The sequence below is a fragment of the Pelomonas candidula genome, assembly GCF_043555985.1.
Taxonomy (GTDB): domain Bacteria; phylum Pseudomonadota; class Gammaproteobacteria; order Burkholderiales; family Burkholderiaceae_C; genus Pelomonas; species Pelomonas candidula.
Window position 1 is genome coordinate 33,058 of the sequence record NZ_JBIGIC010000004.1, and the last position, 18,940, is coordinate 51,997.

Annotated in this window: 21 protein-coding genes; 19 read left to right on the forward strand and 2 right to left on the reverse strand. The window is 67.7% G+C overall.

What is annotated here, in order from left to right; translation table 11 throughout:
- Nucleotides 1-11: 11 nt before the first annotated feature.
- Both ACG04R_RS08970 and ACG04R_RS08975 read left to right on the forward strand, forming a co-directional pair.
- A complete protein-coding gene (locus ACG04R_RS08970; RefSeq protein WP_394408404.1) occupies nt 12-1,103 on the forward strand; it encodes an MraY family glycosyltransferase in 1,092 nt (363 codons plus the stop codon).
- Nucleotides 1,104-1,141: 38 nt separating this feature from the next.
- A complete protein-coding gene (locus ACG04R_RS08975) occupies nt 1,142-2,638 on the forward strand; it encodes a DEAD/DEAH box helicase (RefSeq protein WP_394408407.1) in 1,497 nt (498 codons plus the stop codon).
- Here the strand turns inward: ACG04R_RS08975 and ACG04R_RS08980 are convergent.
- Together ACG04R_RS08980 and ACG04R_RS08985 are read right to left on the reverse strand one after the other, a co-directional pair.
- Nucleotides 2,635-3,408, reverse strand: a complete 774-nt coding sequence (locus tag ACG04R_RS08980; RefSeq protein ID WP_394408410.1) for an SAM-dependent methyltransferase — start codon at nt 3,406-3,408, stop codon at nt 2,635-2,637. The two genes, ACG04R_RS08975 and ACG04R_RS08980, sit on opposite strands and share 4 nt — an antisense overlap.
- Nucleotides 3,405-3,980 (reverse strand): Maf family nucleotide pyrophosphatase, encoded by a 576-nt coding sequence (locus tag ACG04R_RS08985; RefSeq protein ID WP_394408413.1) that lies wholly within the window; start codon nt 3,978-3,980, stop codon nt 3,405-3,407. The genes ACG04R_RS08980 and ACG04R_RS08985 overlap by 4 nt, the downstream gene beginning before the upstream one ends.
- Nucleotides 3,981-4,012: 32 nt before the next feature.
- On the opposite strand from ACG04R_RS08985, the gene ACG04R_RS08990 reads away from it, so the two are divergent.
- The 17 genes from ACG04R_RS08990 (at nt 4,013) to era (ending at nt 18,937) form a co-directional block, all read left to right on the forward strand.
- Nucleotides 4,013-4,573 (forward strand): YceD family protein, encoded by a 561-nt coding sequence (locus tag ACG04R_RS08990; RefSeq protein ID WP_394408416.1) that lies wholly within the window; start codon nt 4,013-4,015, stop codon nt 4,571-4,573.
- A gap of 161 nt (nt 4,574-4,734) precedes the next feature.
- Nucleotides 4,735-4,920 (forward strand): 50S ribosomal protein L32, encoded by a 186-nt coding sequence (gene rpmF, locus ACG04R_RS08995; RefSeq protein WP_394408419.1) that lies wholly within the window; start codon nt 4,735-4,737, stop codon nt 4,918-4,920.
- A 131-nt stretch (nt 4,921-5,051) separates the two neighbouring features.
- Nucleotides 5,052-6,149 (forward strand): phosphate acyltransferase PlsX, encoded by a 1,098-nt coding sequence (plsX, locus tag ACG04R_RS09000; protein WP_394408422.1) that lies wholly within the window; start codon nt 5,052-5,054, stop codon nt 6,147-6,149.
- Complete coding sequence (locus ACG04R_RS09005; RefSeq protein WP_394408425.1) at nt 6,146-7,144, forward strand: beta-ketoacyl-ACP synthase III; 999 nt, start codon at nt 6,146-6,148, stop codon at nt 7,142-7,144. Before plsX ends, ACG04R_RS09005 begins: the two co-directional genes overlap by 4 nt.
- Before the next feature lie 11 nt (nt 7,145-7,155).
- Nucleotides 7,156-8,100: an ACP S-malonyltransferase gene (gene fabD, locus ACG04R_RS09010; protein ID WP_394408428.1), complete on the forward strand. Its 945-nt coding sequence runs from the start codon at nt 7,156-7,158 to the stop codon at nt 8,098-8,100.
- Nucleotides 8,101-8,104: 4 nt separating this feature from the next.
- Nucleotides 8,105-8,848 carry a 3-oxoacyl-ACP reductase FabG gene (gene fabG, locus ACG04R_RS09015; protein WP_394408431.1) on the forward strand — a complete coding sequence of 248 codons (744 nt, stop codon included), beginning with the start codon at nt 8,105-8,107 and terminating at the stop codon, nt 8,846-8,848.
- A 112-nt stretch (nt 8,849-8,960) separates the two neighbouring features.
- Entirely contained in the window at nt 8,961-9,200 is a 240-nt protein-coding gene (gene acpP, locus ACG04R_RS09020) for an acyl carrier protein (protein WP_056204266.1), read from the forward strand.
- A gap of 43 nt (nt 9,201-9,243) precedes the next feature.
- Nucleotides 9,244-10,488: a beta-ketoacyl-ACP synthase II gene (gene fabF, locus ACG04R_RS09025; RefSeq protein WP_394408434.1), complete on the forward strand. Its 1,245-nt coding sequence runs from the start codon at nt 9,244-9,246 to the stop codon at nt 10,486-10,488.
- A 16-nt stretch (nt 10,489-10,504) separates the two neighbouring features.
- Nucleotides 10,505-10,924 carry a hypothetical protein gene (locus tag ACG04R_RS09030; RefSeq protein WP_394408437.1) on the forward strand — a complete coding sequence of 140 codons (420 nt, stop codon included), beginning with the start codon at nt 10,505-10,507 and terminating at the stop codon, nt 10,922-10,924.
- The gene (locus ACG04R_RS09035) at nt 10,921-11,496 is read left to right on the forward strand and encodes a sigma-70 family RNA polymerase sigma factor (protein ID WP_394408440.1); all 576 of its coding nucleotides are present in this window, start codon (nt 10,921-10,923) and stop codon (nt 11,494-11,496) included. Before ACG04R_RS09030 ends, ACG04R_RS09035 begins: the two co-directional genes overlap by 4 nt.
- Nucleotides 11,493-12,047 carry an RseA family anti-sigma factor gene (locus ACG04R_RS09040; protein WP_394408443.1) on the forward strand — a complete coding sequence of 185 codons (555 nt, stop codon included), beginning with the start codon at nt 11,493-11,495 and terminating at the stop codon, nt 12,045-12,047. The genes ACG04R_RS09035 and ACG04R_RS09040 overlap by 4 nt, the downstream gene beginning before the upstream one ends.
- Nucleotides 12,048-12,087: 40 nt before the next feature.
- Nucleotides 12,088-13,557, forward strand: a complete 1,470-nt coding sequence (locus ACG04R_RS09045; protein WP_394408446.1) for a DegQ family serine endoprotease — start codon at nt 12,088-12,090, stop codon at nt 13,555-13,557.
- Between the two features lie 512 nt (nt 13,558-14,069).
- Nucleotides 14,070-15,878, forward strand: coding sequence for a translation elongation factor 4 (gene lepA / locus ACG04R_RS09050; RefSeq protein ID WP_394408449.1), 1,809 nt, complete (start codon nt 14,070-14,072; stop codon nt 15,876-15,878).
- A gap of 43 nt (nt 15,879-15,921) precedes the next feature.
- Complete coding sequence (gene lepB, locus ACG04R_RS09055; protein WP_394408452.1) at nt 15,922-16,905, forward strand: signal peptidase I; 984 nt, start codon at nt 15,922-15,924, stop codon at nt 16,903-16,905.
- Nucleotides 16,906-16,912: 7 nt separating this feature from the next.
- Complete coding sequence (locus ACG04R_RS09060; RefSeq protein ID WP_394408455.1) at nt 16,913-17,296, forward strand: DUF4845 domain-containing protein; 384 nt, start codon at nt 16,913-16,915, stop codon at nt 17,294-17,296.
- Between the two features lie 25 nt (nt 17,297-17,321).
- Nucleotides 17,322-18,017, forward strand: coding sequence for a ribonuclease III (rnc, locus tag ACG04R_RS09065; RefSeq protein ID WP_394408458.1), 696 nt, complete (start codon nt 17,322-17,324; stop codon nt 18,015-18,017).
- Complete coding sequence (gene era, locus ACG04R_RS09070) at nt 18,014-18,937, forward strand: GTPase Era (RefSeq protein WP_394408461.1); 924 nt, start codon at nt 18,014-18,016, stop codon at nt 18,935-18,937. Before rnc ends, era begins: the two co-directional genes overlap by 4 nt.
- Nucleotides 18,938-18,940 lie beyond the last annotated feature (3 nt).

The window sequence follows — 18,940 nt, forward strand, 5'->3', positions numbered from 1 at the left end:
AACTTCGGCCAATGCTTTATCTTCTCGTGTCGTTCTTTGTGGCCGCGCTAGTGACGTTGATGGTCATCCATTCGTCTCGCAGCCATGGGCATCTGTCCGCTGATGCCGACCTTTCCGGCCCGCAGAAGTTTCATGCAACCCCGGTCCCGCGAATCGGTGGAGCGGGAATGTTCACCGGGCTGTTGAGCTGTATCGCCGTCGCCGCCCTGGCCAGGCACCCAGACTGGAAATTCGGGGCGATGCTGATGATCTGCGGTCTGCCCGCGTTTGTCGCGGGCCTGATCGAAGACCTGACGAAGCGCGTGTCACCCGCCAAAAGGCTGCTCGCTACGGCGGTCTCCGCTGCGCTTGGCATCTGGCTGCTTGGCGCCACGATCACCAAAACCGACGTACCCGGCCTCGACTGGCTGGTTTCGACCGCTCTGGGGGCCTGGATCGCCACCATCTTCACCGTCGCGGGCGTCGCCAATTCCGTCAACATCATCGATGGCTTCAACGGCTTGTCGTCCATGTGCGTCAGCCTGATGTTGTTGGTGTTCGCTTACGTGGCCTACCAGGTCGGCGATTTCCCACTGGCCTTGTGGGCGCTTGCTGGCGTTGGCGCAGCGTTGGGCTTCTTCGTCTGGAATTTCCCCTCGGGCCTGATCTTCCTGGGCGACGGAGGGGCGTACTTCCTGGGTTTCTACCTCGCCGAGATCGGCATCCTGCTGATCGCGCGCAACCCCGAGGTTTCGCCGCTGTTCCCCCTGATGGTCTGCGTCTACCCGGTGTTCGAGACGGTGTTCTCCATGTACCGCCGCAAGGTCATCCGCGCCGTGCCGACGGGCTTGCCGGACGGTATCCACCTGCACTCGCTGATCTACCGCCGCCTGATGCGCTGGGCCATTGGTGCCCGCGACGCACGTGCCATGACGCGACGCAACTCCATGACCGCGCCCTACCTGTGGATGCTCTGCGTGACGTCGCTGGTGCCGGCGCTGGCGTTCTGGGACTCCACGCCTTTGATCGCCGCCTGCATGGTGCTGTTCGGTGCGATCTACGTCGCCCTCTACCGCCGCATCGTTCGCTTCAAGACGCCCAAGTGGTTGGTCGTGACGCGCTGAAACGCTCCAAATCGGCCGGCCAGCGATAATCGCTGGATATGAGCGAAAACGCGTCCCTTCCCGTCGTGCCTGCCACTGCGGACGCCGAACCGGCCCCGCCGGCCCGGTTCGACACCCTTCCCCTCGATCCCAAGCTCCTGCGTGCGGTGGCCGATTCCGGCTACCTCACGATGACGCCCATCCAGGCCAAGGCGATCCCCATCGTCCTGGAAGGACGCGACGTCATGGGCGCAGCCCAGACCGGCACCGGCAAGACCGCCGCGTTCTCGATCCCCCTGCTGCAGCGCATGCTCAAGCACGAGAACCCCAGCGTGTCGCCGGCCCGCCACCCCGTGCGAGCGCTCGTGCTGGCGCCAACGCGCGAACTGGCCGACCAGGTCGCCGACAACGTCAAGAAGTACGCCAAGCACACGCAGCTGCGCTCGGTCGTCGTCTTCGGCGGCGTCGACATGAAGCCGCAGACGGCCGCGCTCAAGGCCGGCGTCGAGGTGCTGATCGCCACACCGGGCCGCCTGCTGGACCACATCGAGGCCAAGAACTGCGTGTTGAACCAGGTCGAGTACGTCGTGCTCGACGAGGCCGACCGCATGCTGGACATCGGCTTCCTGCCCGACCTGCAGCGCATCCTCAGCTTCCTGCCCAAGACGCGCCAGACCCTGCTGTTCTCGGCGACGTTCTCGCCCGAGATCAAGCGCCTGGCCCAGAGCTATCTGCAGGATCCCATCCTCGTCGAGACGGCGCGCCCCAACCAGACCGCGTCGACGGTCGAGCAGCGCTTCATCGCCGCCACCGACGACGACAAGCGGGCCATCATCAAGCAGATCCTCAAGGAACGCTCGATCAGCCAGGCCATCGTGTTCGGCAACTCCAAGCTGGGCGTGGCCCGCCTGGCGCGCTCGTTCGAGCGCGACGGCCTGCGCACGGCGGCCCTGCACGGCGACAAGTCCCAGGACGAGCGCCTGAAGTCGCTGGACGCCTTCAAGCGCGGCGAGGTGGACCTGCTGGTCGCGACCGACGTGGCCGCTCGCGGCCTGGACATCTCCAACCTGCCGGCCGTTTTCAACTTCGACGTGCCCTTCAATGCCGAGGACTACGTACACCGCATCGGCCGGACCGGCCGTGCGGGCGCATCGGGCCTGGCGGTCACGCTGGTCACCAAGTCTGATGCCCGCCTGGTTGCCGACATCGAGAAGCTGATCAAGCGCAAGATCGATCTCGACGCCTTCGAGCTCGAGAACACCGAGCGCCCGCGCTTCGAGCGTCGTCCCCGTGACGAATCGTTCGAGCGCTCGGAGCGTTACGAGCGTCCGGATCGTCCGGTTCGCACCACCAGCCCGGCGCTGCGCACGCCGGCGCCCTCGGCGGACCCGTTCTTCAACAAGCCCTACGAGGCCAGCGCGCGCGACGAGCCGCCTGCCTGGGAAAAGGCCAAGGCTGCAGCACCCATCAAGGGGCTGTCGAGCTACATCAAGCCCAAGCGCCAGGTGGCAGCGCTGTTCGGTGCCAAGAAGCCGACGGCACCCGCCGAAGGCTAAGCCAGCAGCGAAAAGACCGCCGGTATGCGGTCGGGCAGGGCGGTGCCGCCGCCTCGCTTCCAGTCCGCCACCGTGGCGGTGCGCGTCCAGCCGCCCGGCAGTGTCAGCCCGACGCTGATCGACAGCCGTGTGGTCGGCTTCAGCGCGGCCAGCAGCGCCTGGCGCAGCGCCTCGTTGCGGTAGGGCGTCTCGATCAGCAGCTGCGTCTGCTGCGCCTTTGCCGACAGCGCCTCCAGCTCGCGGATGCGGGCCGTGCGGCCACCGCCGTCCACCGGCAGGTAGCCCACAAAAGCAAAGCTCTGACCGTTCAATCCGCTCGCGGCCAGTGCCAGCAGCAGCGAGCTGGGGCCGGACAGCGGCACGACCTCGATGCCCGCCTCATGCGCCAGCGCCACCAGCCGTGCGCCCGGGTCCGCCACGGCAGGTAGGCCGGCTTCCGAGATCAGGCCCAGGTCCTGGCCCTCCAGTGCCGGCTTCAGCAGCGCGCGCCAGACCGCCGAGTCGTCGCCAGACGGCTTGCCGCCCTTAGGCGGTCGCGGCAGCTCGGCGATCTGAACGGCCTGCAGCGGCTGGGCCAGCGGCGCGACCGCGTCGACGCGCTTGAGCAGCGCCCGTGTCGTCTTCGCGTTCTCGGCAGCCCAGTGCGCCAGCCGTGCGGCCGTCTCGATGACGCGCTGAGGCAGCACCTCGCGCAGGTCCAGCGAATCGTCGACGCCGAAGTCCAGCGTGTTGGGCATCAGGATCAAGCGCCCTTTCGTGGTCGTGCTCATGCCAGTGGCTCCAGCCCGGCACGGCGCAACAGCGCGCAGGTGCGGATCAAGGGCAGTCCGATCAGCGCGGTCGGATCGTCCGACTCCACCGCATCCAGCAGCGCAATCCCCAGGCTCTCGACCTTGGCGCTGCCGGCGCAGTCATAAGGCTCATCGGCGCGCAGATAGGCCTCGATGGCGGCATCGCTCAGTTCGCGAACGCGCACGCGCACCTCGGCGCGCTCGATGGCGGCCAGCCCCGGCGCGACAACCGCCACCGCCGTCTGAAAAATCACCTCGCGTCCGCTCATGCGCCGCAGCTGGGCGGCGGCGGCCTCGTGCGTGCCGGGCTTGCCGATGGCTTCGCCGGCCAGGTCGGCTACCTGATCGGAGCCAATCACGACAGCGCCGGGGAAGCGCGCTGCCACCGCACGCGCCTTGGCCAGCGCCAGCCGCTCGGCCAGCGCCGCGGGCGCCTCGCCGGGCAGGGCAGCTTCGTCGACCGCAGGCGCGACAGCCTCAAAAGGCAGGCGAAGCCGGGCGAGCAATTCCTGGCGGTAGCGGGACGTGGAGGCAAGGATCAACTGCGGCATCTGACCATTCTCACCCGCCTAAAATTCATGCCATGAAACCGCGCGCCTTTGCTCCCGAGAAGCTCGACCTCGCTGCCTTCATCCATGACGGCGCCAGCCTGGAGGGCGAGTGGCCGGCCGCGTCACTGGAGCGCCTGGCCGATTCGGCCGCGCCCGAGGCGCCTGCCAAGGATTGGCCCGCGGTGCGCTGGAGCCTGCTTGGCGAGACCCGCCAGCCCAAGGGCGGCAAGGCTCAGGCTTGGCTGCGAGTGACGGCCGATGCGCAGGTGTCGCTGACCTGTCAGCGCTGCCTGAAGCCTGTCGAGGAGCAGCTTGACGTGGAGCGCTGGATCCGATTCGTCGACACCGAGGCCGAGGCCGCCGCACTGGATGCCGACAGCGATGACGACGTGCTGGCCCTGCCGCGCCATCTGGATGCCCGCGAGCTCATCGAGGACGAGTTGCTGCTGGCGCTGCCCTTGGTGCCCCGGCACGAAGTCTGCCCCGAGCCACTACCGCAGGCGGTTGGGGACGAGCCGGCCGCGGACGAGGAGGCCGAGCGTCCCAACCCCTTCGCCGCGCTGGCGGCACTCAAGCGCGGCGGCAGCGCCTGACGCGATGCGCCACGCAGCCCTGTCGGACGCCGTTGTGAGGCGCGCTTGGCGGGCGGCGTATTCGCTGCTACACTCATGGGCTTTTCTGCGGCCTGGGGTTCGAGCTTTGATCTCACTCCACGGGGTCGCAACCCCAAACCCCGCAGATTTCGGAGAATTTCATGGCCGTTCAGCAAAACAAGAAGTCGCCTTCCAAGCGCGGCATGCACCGTTCCCACAACGCCCTGGTCACCCCGGGCACGGCCGTCGAGCCGACGACGGGCGAAGTGCACCTGCGTCACCACATCAGCCCCACCGGTTTCTACCGTGGTCGCAAGGTGCTGAAGAGCAAGGCCGACGCGGCCTGAGCTTGATCGGGCCTTTGACAGGCCTGACGCTCCTGCGCCGCTTCATGGCGGTGCACACTGATGAATCTGCCGACCCGGCCTGCGCCCCGCGCAGTGCCGGGTTTGGTCTTTTCTGACCCGCTTTTGCTCCGATGACCACCCACGCGCCCCTGCCTGATCCCGTCCGCCTTGCCGTCGACTGCATGGGCGGCGACCATGGCCCCTCGGTCACGCTGCCGGCCTGCCGCGCCTTCCTCGACAAGCACCCCGGCGCCGAACTCATCCTCGTCGGCAGGCCTGAGGAGCTGACGGCCGCGGCGGCCTGGCCGCGCTGCCGCGTCGTCGCGGCCAGCGAGGTCGTCACGATGGACGACCCCGTCGAGATCGCGCTGCGCCGCAAGCGCGACTCGTCGATGCGCGTCGCCATCCAGCAGCTCAAGGCCGACCGCGACGGCAATCCAGCGCTGGCGCACGCCTGCGTGTCCGCCGGCAACACCGGCGCGCTGATGGCCGTGGCCCGCTACCTGCTGAAGACGCTGGACGGCATCGACCGCCCGGCCATCGCGACCGTCATGCCCAACCAGCGCGGCCGCTTCACGACCGTGCTGGACCTGGGTGCCAACGTCGACTGCACGGCTGAGCACCTGCTGCAGTTCGCCGTCATGGGCAGCGCCCTCGTGTCGGCGGTGGAGGGCATCGAGGAGCCCAGCGTCGGCCTGCTCAACATCGGCGAAGAAGTCATCAAGGGCAACGAGACCATCAAGCAGGCGGGCGAACTGCTGCGCGCCGCAGGGGGCGCCGGCCAGCTGAACTTCTTCGGCAACGTCGAGGGCAACGACATCTTCAAGGGCACGACGGACATCGTCGTCTGCGACGGTTTCGTCGGCAACGTGCTGCTCAAGACCTCCGAGGGGCTGGCCACCATGATGGGCGCCTTCATCAAGGAGGAGTTCAGCCGCAGCCTGCTGACCAAGGCTGCCGCGGCCATCGCGATGCCGGTGCTGAACGCGTTCAAGCGTCGCGTCGACCACCGCCGCTTCAACGGCGCGGCACTGCTGGGCCTGCGCGGCCTGGTGTTCAAGAGCCATGGCTCGGCCGATGCCTTCGCGTTCGAGCAGGCGCTGGCCCGCGCTTATGATGCCGCCCGCAACCGGCTGCTTGACCGGGTACACGATCGCATCGTCACGACGCTGCAGGCCAGCGCCACCGATGCCGGAGACAAGGCGGCGCCCGCCGCCCAGGCTGCATGAGCCCCACAGCACACACCGCTCCCCGCTATTCCCGCATCCTCGGCACCGGCAGTTTTCTGCCCGCCGACCGCGTGACCAACCAGGCCCTGGCCGACCGCCTCGCGGCGACCGGCATCGAGACCTCCGACGACTGGATCGTCGAGCGCACCGGCATCCGCGCGCGCCATTTCGCGGCGCCCGACCAGGCGTCCAGCGACCTGGCCTACCCGGCCGCCCTGGCGGCGCTGGAGGCGGCCGGCATCCAGGCCGATGAACTGGACCTCATCATCGTCGCGACGTCCACGCCCGACATGGTCTTCCCGTCCACGGCCTGCCTGCTGCAGAAGAAGCTGGGCGCGTTCGGCTGTGCGGCTTTCGATGTGCAGGCCGTCTGCGCGGGCTTCGTCTACGCGCTCAGCGTGGCGGACTCGATGATCAAGAGCGGCGCAGCCTCCAAGGCGCTGGTCGTCGGCGCCGAGGTGTTCTCGCGCATCCTCGACTTCAAGGACCGCACGACCTGCGTGCTGTTCGGCGATGGCGCCGGCGCCGTCGTGCTGGGTGCCAGCGACACGCCGGGCATCCTCGCGACCGAGCTGCACGCCGATGCACGCCACACCGACATCCTCTGCACACCCGGCACCGTCTCGGGCGGTCAGGTGCTGGGCTCGCCGCTGCTGCGGATGGACGGCCAGGCCGTCTTCAAGCTCGCCGTTGGTGTGCTGGACAAGGTGGCCCGCTCGGTGCTCGACAAGGCCGGCCTGACCGACGCCGACATCGACTGGCTCATCCCCCACCAGGCCAACATCCGCATCATGCAGGGCACGGCCAAGAAGCTGCGCATGCCGCTGGACAAGCTCATCGTCACCGTCGACGAGCATGGCAACACCTCGGCCGCGTCCGTGCCGCTGGCGCTGGACGTCGCGGTGCGCAGCGGTCGCGTCAAGCGCGGCGACACCGTCATGTTGGAAGGCGTTGGCGGCGGCTTCACGTGGGGCGCGGCCCTGCTCAATTACTGATCCTGAATTCCATGACTGCACCTTTCGCCGTTGTCTTCCCCGGACAAGGCTCGCAGGCCGTCGGCATGCTCGACGCCTTCGCCGACCATCCTGAAGTCCGCCGCACGCTCGAAGAAGCCTCCGCCGCGCTCGGCGAGGACATCGCCGCGCTGATCCATGCCGGCCCCAAGGACCAGCTGGACCTGACGACCAACACCCAGCCCGTCATGCTGACGGCCGGCATCGCCTGCTGGCGCGCCTTCGTCGCCGAGACCGGCGCGACGCCCGTTGCGGCGGCTGGTCACTCGCTGGGCGAGTACACGGCGCTGGTCGCCGCCGGCGCGCTGAGCCTGGCCGACGCGCTGCCGCTGGTGCGCTTCCGTGCGCAGGCCATGCAGGAGGCCGTGCCGGTCGGTGTCGGCGCGATGTACGCCATCCTGGGTCTGGACGGCGAAGCCGTGCGCGCCGGTTGCGCGCAGGCCGCCGCCGAGACGGGCGAGGCCATCGAGGCCGTCAACTTCAACGACCCCAAGCAGACCGTCATCGCCGGCAGCAAGGCCGGTGCCGAGAAGGCTGCCGAGATCCTGAAGGCCTCCGGCGCCAAGCGCGCGCTGCCGCTGCCGGTGTCTGCGCCGTTCCACTCCAGCCTGATGAAGCCGGCCGCCGAGCGGCTGAAGGAAAAGCTGGCCTCCGTGCAGTTCCAGGCTGCCGCCTTCCCCGTCATCAACAACATCGACGTGGCCGTCACGGACAACGCCGACGCGCTGCGCGACGCGCTGTACCGCCAGGCCTTCGGCCCGGTGCGCTGGGTCGAGGTTGTGCAGGCGCTGAAGGCCCGTGGCATCGGTCACGTCATCGAGGCCGGCCCCGGCAAGGTGCTGACCGGCATGGCCAAGCGCATCGACGCCGAGCTGCAGGCTGCCTGCGTCTTCGACCCCGCCTCGCTGGCCGAGGCCCGTGCCCTCCTCGGAGGCTGAATCCATGACTGAATCTGCATCGTTGGGTGTCGCCCTCGTCACTGGCGCCAGCCGCGGCATCGGCCGCGCCATTGCGTTGAACCTGGCCCAGGCCGGCTGGCGCGTCGTCGGCACCGCCACGTCCGAGTCCGGCGCCGCCGGCATCACCGAGGCGCTGGCAGCCCATGGTGGCCGCGGCATCGTGCTGAACGTGACCGATGGTGCCGCTGTCCAGTCCGCCGTCGACGAGATCGTCGCCAAGGAAGGTGGCCTGCATGTGCTCGTCAACAACGCCGGCATCACGCGCGACATGTTGTCCATGCGCCTGAAGGACGAGGACTGGGACGCCGTGCTGGACACCAACCTCAAGGCCGTGTTCCGCCTCGCCCGTGCGGCGACCAAGCCGATGATGAAGCAGCGCTCCGGCCGCATCATCAACATCACGTCCGTCGTCGGTGCCTCCGGCAATGCCGGCCAGGCCAACTACGCCGCCGCCAAAGCCGGCGTGGCCGGCCTGACCCGCTCGCTGGCCCGCGAACTGGGCAGCCGCGGCATCACCGTCAACTGCGTCGCACCGGGCTTCATCGCCACCGACATGACCGAGGTCCTGCCCGAAGCGCAGAAGACCGCGTTGCTGGCGCAGATCCCGCTGGGTCGCCTCGGCGCCCCGGAGGAAATCGCCGCGGCGGTCGCCTTCCTGGCCTCGCCCGGTGGTGCGTACATCACGGGCACGGAGCTGCACGTCAACGGCGGCATGTACATGGCCTGACGGCCTGTCCGAGCGGCCTTCCCGACCCCCTTGGGCCCCCGACTTAGGGGCGCAACTCTAGAGCCCGTAGAATGCTGGGCTGTTTTCTGCAAACCCCTCCTGGAGGAGTGTCATGAGCGATATCGAAGCACGAGTCAAAAAGATCATTGCCGAGCAACTGGGCGTGGCTGAAGCCGACGTCACGAACGAGAAGGCATTCGTCGCCGACCTGGGCGCCGATTCCCTGGACACGGTGGAACTGGTGATGGCCCTCGAGGACGAGTTCGGCATCGAGATCCCGGACGAAGAGGCCGAGAAGATCACCACCGTGCAGCTGGCGATCGACTACGCCGTCAAGCACCAGAAGGCCTGAGCGCCTTCCCTTTCTCGCAACTCTGATCCCTGATCCGCACCGCATGACCCGTCGCCGTGTCGTCGTCACCGGTCTTGGCCTCATCAGTCCCGTCGGCAACAGCGTTGCCGAAGGTTGGGCCAATATCCTCGCCGGACGTTCCGGCATCGCCACCATCACCCGCTTCGACGCCAGCAACCTGGCGTGCCATTTCGCGGGTGAGGTCAAGGGCTTCAACATCGAGGACTACATCCCCGCCAAGGAAGCCCGGCACATGGATAACTTCATCCATTACGGGCTGGCGGCGGCGTTCCAGGCGGTGCGTGACTCCGGTATTCCCACCGGCGATCAACTGACCGAAGAACAGGCCGAGCGCATCGGCGTGCTCGTGGGTTCCGGCATCGGCGGCCTGCCGCTGATCGAGGACACCCATACCGAGTACATGAACCGCGGCCCGCGCCGCATCTCGCCGTTCTTCATCCCGGCCTCGATCATCAACATGATCTCGGGCCACGTCTCCATCAATTTCGGCTTCCAGGGCCCCAACCTGGCGATCGTGACGGCCTGCACCACGGGCCTGCACGCGATCGGTGAAGCCGGCCGCCTCATCGAGTACGGCGATGCCGACGTGATGGTCGCGGGCGGCGCCGAAGGCGCGGTGTCGGCGCTGGGCATCGGCGGTTTCGCCTCGGCCCGCGCGCTGTCCACCCGCAACGACGACCCCGCGACCGCGTCCCGCCCCTGGGACAAGGACCGCGACGGCTTCGTGCTGGGCGAGGGCGCCGGCGTGCTGGTGCTCGAAGAGTACGAACACGCCAAGAAGCGCGGCGCCAAGATCTACTGCGAACTGGCCGGCTTCGGCATGGGGGCGGACGCGTACCACATGACCGCGCCCAACGTCGACGGCCCCAAGCGCTCCATGCGCGCGGCGCTGCGCAACGCCGGTCTGAACCCCGACCAGGTCCAGTACATGAACGCACACGGCACCTCCACGCCGCTGGGTGACTCCAACGAGACCAACGCGATCAAGCTCGCCTTCGGCGACCACGCGAAGCAGATGGTCGTCAGCTCGACCAAGTCCATGACCGGCCACCTGCTGGGCGGCGCGGGCGGCATCGAGTCGGTCTTCACGGCGCTGGCCATTCGCGACCAGGTCGCCCCGCCGACGATCAACATCTTCAACCAGGACCCCGAGTGCGACCTGGACTACTGCGCCAACGAGGCGCGGCCGATGAAGATCGACGTCGCTGCCAAGAACAACTTCGGCTTCGGCGGCACCAACGGCACGCTGATCTTCAAGCGCGTCTGAGCCTCGCGGGCAGGCGATGCGTCGCACGCCGCCCGTCGTCGTGCATTTGCGGCCCCAGCGGCTGATCCAGGCCAGCGTGGCCGGCATTGCCGTTCTCGCCGCAGCCGGGCTCGCTGGCTGGGCCGTCAGCCACCGCGAATTCTTCTGGCCGGCATGGCTGGCCGTGCCGGCCATCGCCACCTATGCCTGGCGTGCGGCCGTCGTGCTGCCGCGCCGGTTGCGCTGGGATGGCCAGGCGTGGTGGCTGACCGAACCCGGCCGTGATGACGAAACCGCTGTCCAACTGGCCGTGCTGATCGATCTCGATGCCTGGCTGCTGTTGCGCGCCACCCCGGGGCCACGCTGGTTGCCGCTGGCCCGGCACCAGCAGGCGGCGCACTGGGGCGCGCTGCGGGCGACCCTGTTCTCGGCGGTCGCCGCTGCGGTGCAGCGATGAGTGCGGACGCCGACGCACTGCTGGTCCGCGAGGCGCAGGCCGGCAGCCGCGCTGCTTTCGACATGCTGGTGCTGAAGTACCAGCGTCGTGTCGAGCGCCTGCTGTCGCGCAGCGTGCGCGATCCCGCCGATGTGGCCGACCTGTGCCAGGAGACCTTCCTGGCCGCCTACCGCGCGCTGCCGGCCTTCCGCGGCGATAGCGCCTTCTACACCTGGCTCTACCGCATCGCGGTCAACGCGGCGCAGCGCCATCGTGGGCGTCATCGCCCCGTGGAATCCCTGGACGATGACGAGGGAACTTTCGGCACCGAGGCCGCTCCAACCGACGATGCGACCCCCGAAGCCCTGCTCGCCAGCCGCCAACTGGCCGTGGGTCTGAACGAGGCGGTCGAAGGCCTGGTGGAGGAACAACGCCGGGCGTTACTGCTGCGAGAGGTGGATGGCTTGAGCTACGAAGAGATCGCCGACTTGATGGACTGCCCGCCGGGCACCGTGCGTTCGCGCATCTTCCGCGCCCGCGAGGCCTTGGCCGCTCGGCTGCGGCCGCTGCTGGCCGGTGGAGGCTGGCGATGAGCACGGCCCCCGACAGCACGCTGGACCAGGCCTTGTCCGCCGTCATGGATGGCCGTGCCACACCGGCCGAATGGGCGCTGGTGAACGCCGCCTGGTCTGCCGACCCGGCGCTTCGCGAGCGCTGGGCGCTATGGCATGCCGTGGGTGATGGCCTGCGCTCGGCCGAACTGCCGGCGTTGCACCGCGAGCCCCAGGCCTTGCTCGACGCGCTGCACACACAGATGCCCGCGCCCGCTGCCGGGCAGCGACGCCGTCGCGATTGGTTTGCGCCCTTCGCCGTCGCAGCCGGCTTCGTCGCCGTGGCCCTCGGTGTGGGTGCGCTGCGGCCGCCAGCCGGGCCTGATGATGCGACCGTGGCGGCCGCTGGACCGTTCGCAACACCGCGCTTGCAGGGGCTTAGCGGCCTGAGCTTTGCGCAGACGGCCGCAGGCCGTACGCTGCCGGGCTGGGGCGCGGCTCCAGAGTCCGGCTTGCCTGTCCAGGCATCGCCGGAGATCATCGACTGGGGGCTGTCGCTGCCCGACCAGGCGGCGTCCCACCCCGCGCCCTGAAACTCCCATCTTTCGCTGCCCGTTGAATCTGGAATCTTCTATGCACGCTGAGAACCGCCTTCCTCCCGCGCGCGCGCGCCTGCTTTTGTCGGGCACCGCGCTGGCCCTTGCGCTCGCCCTTGGCCATGCACCGGCCGTCGCCCAGCCGCGTGAGCTGCCGGACTTCAGCGAACTGGTCGAACGCGTGGGGCCGGCGGTCGTCAACATCCGCACGGCGGAGAAGGTCAAGGCACCTGAAGGCCAGGCCGAGATGAACGAGCAGATGCAGGAGTTCTTCCGCCGCTTCGGCATCCCCGTGCCCAACCAGCGTCGGGGCGCACCGCGCGGCGGCACGCCCGACGACGACGGCCCGACGCGCCGCGGCGTCGGCTCCGGTTTCATCCTCAGCGCCGACGGCTATGTGCTGACCAACGCCCACGTCGTGCAGGGCGCCGATGAGGTCATCGTCACGCTCACCGACAAGCGCGAACTCAAGGCCAAGATCATCGGCGCCGACCAGCGCTCCGACGTGGCCGTCGTGAAGGTCGAGGCCACGGGCCTGCCGGTCGTCAAGGTCGGCGACAGCAACAAGGCCAAGGTCGGCGAATGGGTCATGGCCATCGGCTCACCGTTCGGCCTCGAGAACACCGTGACGGCTGGCATCATCAGCGCCAAGCAGCGCGACACCGGTGATCTGTTGCCGCTGATCCAGACCGACGTGGCCATCAACCCCGGCAACTCCGGCGGCCCGCTGGTCAACATGCGCGGCGAGGTCATCGGCATCAACTCGCAGATCTACAGCCAGAACGGCGGCTACATGGGCATCTCGTTCGCGATCCCCATCGCCGACGCGATCCGTGTGTCCGACGAACTGCGCGCCGGCGGCCGCGTCGTGCGTGGCTACCTGGGCGTGCTGCCTGACGACATCACGAAGGAGATCGCCGAGGCGATCGGGCTGGGCAAGCCGCAGGGCGCGGTGATCCGCCAGGTCGTCGCCGGGAGCCCCGCCGAGAAGGCGGGCGTGGAGGGCGGCGACGTCGTCACCAAGGTCGACGGCAAGACGGTGGACAAGGCTGCCGACCTGCGCCGACTGGTGGCGGCCGTGAAGCCCGGCTCCAAGACGACGCTGACGGTGTTCCGCCGCGGCGCGACCAAGGACATCGTCGTCACCATCGGCGAAGACGAGCGCAGCAAGAAGCCCGGCAGTGACAGCGACGAGGACAAGGGGCCCGCACCGGCCGTCACGCCGAGTGCAGCGCTGGGGCTGAAGGTGTCGGAGCTGACCGAGGCGCAACGCAAGGAGCTGAAGCTCAAATCCGGCGTCAAGGTCGACAGCGCCACTGGTGCCGCCGCCAAGGCGGGCCTGCGCGAGGGCGACCTCATCCTGTCCATCGACAACGTGGAGGTGTCGTCGGTGAAGGTCTTTCAGGCTCAGATCGCCAAGGCCGACAAGGCCAAGCCGATGAATCTCGTCGTGCGCCGGGAGGACGTCACCAGCTTCGTGTTGCTCAAGCCGGCCGCCAAGCCCTGAGGAAAACAGGGCCGCCCGCTGGGGCTTTCCGCGATGCGGCAAGCCGGCGGCGGGCGGCGCCAAATGTTGTCCACCGTTTCTGAAAGTTGGCGCCGGCTAACTTTTTTGAACGACCCGGGATTGTTCGCGCGGGCCGCTAAAATCGAGACAAGACGTCCCTCCGCTAGGGGTGTTTGGCGATGCAATCGTGGGCTGCCGGCAACGACCAGATTTGATCCACAGGCGATCCACAAGAACTTGTGGATAAGCTGTGGTTAAAAATCCTTGTTGGTGGCCTGCAACGGGCGGAAAACCAATGCTGGTGCGGCTTCCCGGCCGACCCTTTTGGCTACAATGAAAGCCCAACAAGCAGTTGCCATACCTTTTGTTGGAAGGCACGTCGCCTCTTCGACGTGCCTTTTTTTTACCTGCCTCTACCCTGAGACACGGCGCTCCCGCGCCCTCACATCGCTGCGCTTCTGAGGCGCCTCCAACGGCGTCGCCGTTGATGCTTCTGCAGCGCCGCCGCCCCCATGAACCACATCCGCAACTTCTCCATCATTGCCCACATCGACCACGGCAAGAGCACGCTGGCCGACCGCATCATCCAGCGCTGCGGGGGCCTCAGTGATCGCGAGATGGAAGCCCAGGTGCTGGACTCGATGGACCTGGAACGCGAGCGCGGCATCACGATCAAGGCGCAGACGGCAGCCCTGCAGTACAAGGCCAAGGACGGCCAGGTCTACAACCTGAACCTCATCGATACGCCGGGGCATGTGGACTTCTCGTACGAAGTCAGCCGCTCGCTGTCGGCCTGCGAGGGCGCGCTGCTGGTGGTCGACGCGTCGCAGGGCGTCGAAGCGCAGACGGTGGCGAACTGCTACACGGCGCTGGACCTCGGCGTCGAGGTCGTGCCGGTGCTGAACAAGATGGACCTGCCGTCCGCTGACCCCGACAACGCCAAGGCCGAGATCGAGGACGTTATCGGCATCGACGCTGACGCCGCCATCCCCTGCTCGGCCAAGACCGGCATGGGCATCGACGAGATCCTCGAAGCCGTCATCGCCAGGATGCCGCCGCCCAAGGGCATTCCCGACGCGCCGCCGCGCGCGATGATCATCGACGCCTGGTTCGACAACTATGTCGGCGTTGTCATGCTGGTGCGCGTGGTGGACGGCGAACTGCGCAAGGGCGAGCGCATCCGCATGATGGCGACCAACTCGGTCTATCCCATCGAGCACCTGGGCGTGTTCACGCCCAAGAGCGAGAACCGCGACGCGCTCAAGGCCGGCGAGGTGGGCTTCATCATCTGCGGCATCAAGGAGCTGGCCGCAGCCAAGGTGGGCGACACCGTCACGCTGGAAAAGAAGCTGCCCAACAACGCCGGCCCGGCGACCGAGGCGCTGCCTGGCTTCAAGGAGATCCAGCCGCAGGTGTTCGCGGGTCTGTACCCGACCGAGGCCAGCGAGTACGACCAGTTGCGCGACGCGCTGGAGAAGCTCAGCCTCAACGACTCCTCGCTGCGCTACGAGCCCGAGGTCAGCCAGGCGCTGGGCTTCGGCTTCCGCTGCGGCTTCCTGGGCCTGCTGCACATGGAGATCGTGCAGGAGCGGCTGGAGCGTGAGTTCGACCAGGACCTCGTCACGACCGCGCCCAGCGTCATCTACGAGGTGGAGTTGAACGACGGCGAGGTCATCCAGGTCGAGAACCCGTCCAAGATGCCCGACGTGGGTCGCATGCGCGAGATCCGCGAACCCATCGTCACGGTGCACCTCTACATGCCGCAGGACTACGTCGGCGTCGTCATGACGCTGGCCAACCAGAAGCGCGGTGTCCAGCTCAACATGGCCTACCACGGCAAGCAGGTCATGCTGACCTACGAGATTCCGCTGGCCGAGATCGTGCTGGACTTCTTCGACAAGCTGAAGAGCGCGTCGCGCGGCTACGCGTCCATGGACTACGAGTTCAAGGAATACCGCGCGGCCGATGTCGTCAAGGTCGACATCATGATCAACGGCGACAAGGTCGACCCGCTGGCCATGATCGTGCACCGCAGCCAGAGCCAGTACCGCGGCCGCGGCGTGGCCGCCAAGATGCGCGAGCAGATCCCGCGCCAGATGTACGACGTGGCCATCCAGGCGGCCATCGGCGCCAACATCATCGCCCGCGAGAACATCAAGGCGCTGCGCAAGAACGTGCTGGCAAAATGCTATGGCGGCGACATCACCCGCAAGCGCAAGCTGCTGGAAAAGCAAAAGGCCGGCAAGAAGCGCATGAAGCAGATCGGCTCGGTCGAGGTGCCTCAAGAAGCCTTCCTCGCCATCCTGCAAGTCGACGACTGACCCCTTTCCACAGCCGGAACCTCCCGCCTTGAAAACCTCCTCGATGAGCGCCCTGACCGGCGTTTTGTACGCGGCCCTGGTGGCCTATCTCGGCGGCTGGTACGTCGGCCGCTGGAGCGGCAACTTCGCACTGCTGCTGTTCGTGCTGACCGCGGTCACGATGCTGTACTGGCTGGCCGAGCGCTTTTACTTCGCGCCGGCCCGTCGCGCGGCGGCGCAGAACCTCGTCGACAACGACGCCAAGCGCCGCGAGACGCTGGCCGCCCAGGGCATTGCCCGCGTGGACGGCGACATCGAGCCCGCGCGCCAGCAGATCCTGCAGCAGCCCTGGTGGCTGGACTGGACCGCCGGCCTGTTCCCGGTGATCCTGGTCGTCTTCCTGCTGCGCAGCTTCCTGTTCGAGCCGTTCAAGATCCCGTCCGGCTCCATGGTGCCGACGCTGCTGGTGGGCGACCTCATCCTCGTCAACAAGTTCCACTACGGCATCCGCCTGCCGGTGCTGAACAAGAAGATCATCGCCAACCACGACGTGCAGCGCGGCGACGTGATGGTCTTCCGCTATCCCGAGGACCCGACGACCGACTTCATCAAGCGCGTCGTCGGCATCCCGGGTGACGAAGTGACGTACGTCAACCAGAAGCTCTACATCAACGGCCAGCTGCAGCCGACGACGCCGGTCGACAACTTCTACGATGACAGCGGCACGCCTCGCGTCTATCGCCCTCGCTTCACGGAGAAGCTGGGCGAGAAGTCGCACCAGATCCTCGTGCAGCCGGATGCCCAGCGGTTCTTCCATCCGGACCGCGCCGACGGCCCGTTCCCTTTCCAGGAAAACTGCCGCTACACGATCGAGGGCGTGACCTGCAAGGTGCCAGCTGGCCACTACTTCATGATGGGCGACAACCGCGACAACTCGCGCGACTCGCGCTTCTGGGGCTTCGTGCCCGACGAGAACATTGTGGGCAAGGCCTTCTTGGTCTGGATGAATTTCGGTAACCTCAAGCGCATCGGTACCTTCTTCGATTGATGCCCAGATGAGTTGCAGCCATCGTTCACAGTCCTCCTCCTCCTCCCGCCAGCGTGGCCTGAGCCTCATCGGTCTGCTGTTCTGGGGCGCCGTCATCGCCTGCGTGGCGGTGGTGGGCATGAAGGTCTTCCCGACCGTGCTGGAGTACATCACCGTGCAGCGCGTCGTCGACCGCATCGCCGCCGGCAACCCGGCGACCGTGCCGGAGGCCCGCAGCCAGTTCGACCGCGCCACGCAGGTCGAGTACTCCATCCAGAGCATCAGGAGCAGTGACCTCGTCATCAGCAAGGACGGCAACGACAAGGTCGTCATCGAGTTCGCCTGGGACAAGGAAATCGACGTCTTCGGCCCCGTCTACCTGCTGATCAAGTACCGGGGCAAATCGCATTGACCGTGCTCATGCTGGCGCCCCGACGATGAACGCCGCCGCTCTCGACAACCTGCAACAACGACTCGGCCACCGCTTCCAGCGGCCCGAACTGTTGGTGAGGGCGCTGACGCACCGCAGCTACGGCGCCGACCACAACGAGCGCCTCGAATTCCTCGGCGACGCCGTGCTGAGCCTGGCCGTGTCCAGCCTGCTGTACGAGCGCTACGCCGGCTCCGACGAGGGCGACCTGACGCGCGTGCGCGCCCACCTCGTGCGCGAGGACAGCCTGCACAAGCTCGGCCTGACGCTGGGCCTGCCGGCCGTGCTGAAGATGTCCGACGGCGAGGCACGCGGTGGTGGCGCGCACAGGCCTTCCATCCTGGCCGATGCCGTCGAGGCCGTGCTGGGTGCTGCCTACCAGGACGCCGGCTACGAGACCGCACTGGCCATCGTGCGCCGGCTGCTCGGCGAGACCATCTCGACGGCGGCGAGCGCCGGCGACTTCGGCAAGGACGCCAAGACCGCGCTGCAGGAATGGCTGCAGGCCCGCCGCATCGCCGTGCCCAGCTACCGCATCGTCGCCACGCGCGGCCAGGCCCATGCGCAGACCTTCGAGGTCGAGTGCGCGGTGCCGGCGCTGGATGTGGCCGAACTGGGCGAGGGCCGCTCGCGCCGCGCCGCCGAACAGGAGGCCGCCCGCCGCCTGCTGGACCGATTGACCGCCGAACGAGGCAAACCATGACCGAGCCCACGAAGCCCGCCCCCGAAGTCCCGCAGCCGTCCGCTCAACGTTGTGGCCTCATCGCCATCGTCGGCCGGCCCAACGTCGGCAAGTCCACGCTGCTGAACGCCCTCGTGGGCCAGAAGGTCAGCATCACGTCCGACAAGGCGCAGACCACGCGCCACCGCATCACCGGCGTGCGCACCGTCGACGAAGCGCAGTTCGTGTTCGTCGACACGCCCGGCTTCCAGACCAAGCACAACGCCGCGCTGAACCGCACGCTGAACCGCACCGTGCACGGCGTGCTCGCCGACGTGGACCTGGTGCTGTTCGTCGTCGAGGCGGGTCGTTTCGGCCTGGATGACGCCAAGGTGCTGGGCCTGCTGCCCGAGGACAAGCCGGTCGTGCTGATCGCCAACAAGCTCGACGCTGTGCACCGCCGCGCCGAGCTGGCGCCGTGGCTCAAGGGCATGCAGGAGCGCCGCAACTTCGCCGAGTTCGTGCCGCTGTCGGCCAAGAAGGAGGCCGATGTCACACGCCTCTTCAAGATCCTCAAGCCTTATCTGCCGGAGCAGGGCTGGTTCTACGAAGAGGATGCGCTGACCGACCGCAGCGAGAAGTTCCTGGCCAGCGAAATCATCCGCGAGAAGCTGTTCCGCCTGACCGGCGACGAGCTGCCCTACACGTCCACCGTCGTCATCGACAAGTGGGAAGAGGAGGGCGAGCTGCGCCGCATCAGCGCCAGCATCGTCGTCGAGCGCGATGCCCACAAGGGCATGATCATCGGTCAGGGCGGCGAGCGCCTGAAGCGCATCGGCTCCGAGTCGCGCCAGGAGCTGGAGCACCTGATGGACGGCCGCGTGTTCCTGGAGCTGTGGGTCAAGGTGCGCTCGGGCTGGGCGGACACGGAAGAGCATCTGCGCTCCTACGGTTACGAGTAGCGC

Excerpts from the sequence above, each read along its gene's own strand:
- ACG04R_RS08970 (WP_394408404.1), top strand. The coding sequence starts at position 12 with ATGCTTTATCTTCTCGTGTCGTTCTTTGTGGCCGCGCTAGTGACGTTG.
- ACG04R_RS08975 (WP_394408407.1), top strand. The coding sequence starts at position 1,142 with ATGAGCGAAAACGCGTCCCTTCCCGTCGTGCCTGCCACTGCGGACGCC.
- ACG04R_RS08980 (WP_394408410.1), bottom strand. The coding sequence starts at position 3,408 with ATGAGCACGACCACGAAAGGGCGCTTGATCCTGATGCCCAACACGCTG.
- ACG04R_RS08985 (WP_394408413.1), bottom strand. The coding sequence starts at position 3,980 with ATGCCGCAGTTGATCCTTGCCTCCACGTCCCGCTACCGCCAGGAATTG.
- ACG04R_RS08990 (WP_394408416.1), top strand. The coding sequence starts at position 4,013 with ATGAAACCGCGCGCCTTTGCTCCCGAGAAGCTCGACCTCGCTGCCTTC.
- rpmF (WP_394408419.1), top strand. The coding sequence starts at position 4,735 with ATGGCCGTTCAGCAAAACAAGAAGTCGCCTTCCAAGCGCGGCATGCAC.
- plsX (WP_394408422.1), top strand. The coding sequence starts at position 5,052 with ATGACCACCCACGCGCCCCTGCCTGATCCCGTCCGCCTTGCCGTCGAC.
- ACG04R_RS09005 (WP_394408425.1), top strand. The coding sequence starts at position 6,146 with ATGAGCCCCACAGCACACACCGCTCCCCGCTATTCCCGCATCCTCGGC.
- fabD (WP_394408428.1), top strand. The coding sequence starts at position 7,156 with ATGACTGCACCTTTCGCCGTTGTCTTCCCCGGACAAGGCTCGCAGGCC.
- fabG (WP_394408431.1), top strand. The coding sequence starts at position 8,105 with ATGACTGAATCTGCATCGTTGGGTGTCGCCCTCGTCACTGGCGCCAGC.
- acpP (WP_056204266.1), top strand. The coding sequence starts at position 8,961 with ATGAGCGATATCGAAGCACGAGTCAAAAAGATCATTGCCGAGCAACTG.
- fabF (WP_394408434.1), top strand. The coding sequence starts at position 9,244 with ATGACCCGTCGCCGTGTCGTCGTCACCGGTCTTGGCCTCATCAGTCCC.
- ACG04R_RS09030 (WP_394408437.1), top strand. The coding sequence starts at position 10,505 with ATGCGTCGCACGCCGCCCGTCGTCGTGCATTTGCGGCCCCAGCGGCTG.
- ACG04R_RS09035 (WP_394408440.1), top strand. The coding sequence starts at position 10,921 with ATGAGTGCGGACGCCGACGCACTGCTGGTCCGCGAGGCGCAGGCCGGC.
- ACG04R_RS09040 (WP_394408443.1), top strand. The coding sequence starts at position 11,493 with ATGAGCACGGCCCCCGACAGCACGCTGGACCAGGCCTTGTCCGCCGTC.
- ACG04R_RS09045 (WP_394408446.1), top strand. The coding sequence starts at position 12,088 with ATGCACGCTGAGAACCGCCTTCCTCCCGCGCGCGCGCGCCTGCTTTTG.
- lepA (WP_394408449.1), top strand. The coding sequence starts at position 14,070 with ATGAACCACATCCGCAACTTCTCCATCATTGCCCACATCGACCACGGC.
- lepB (WP_394408452.1), top strand. The coding sequence starts at position 15,922 with ATGAGCGCCCTGACCGGCGTTTTGTACGCGGCCCTGGTGGCCTATCTC.
- ACG04R_RS09060 (WP_394408455.1), top strand. The coding sequence starts at position 16,913 with ATGAGTTGCAGCCATCGTTCACAGTCCTCCTCCTCCTCCCGCCAGCGT.
- rnc (WP_394408458.1), top strand. The coding sequence starts at position 17,322 with ATGAACGCCGCCGCTCTCGACAACCTGCAACAACGACTCGGCCACCGC.
- era (WP_394408461.1), top strand. The coding sequence starts at position 18,014 with ATGACCGAGCCCACGAAGCCCGCCCCCGAAGTCCCGCAGCCGTCCGCT.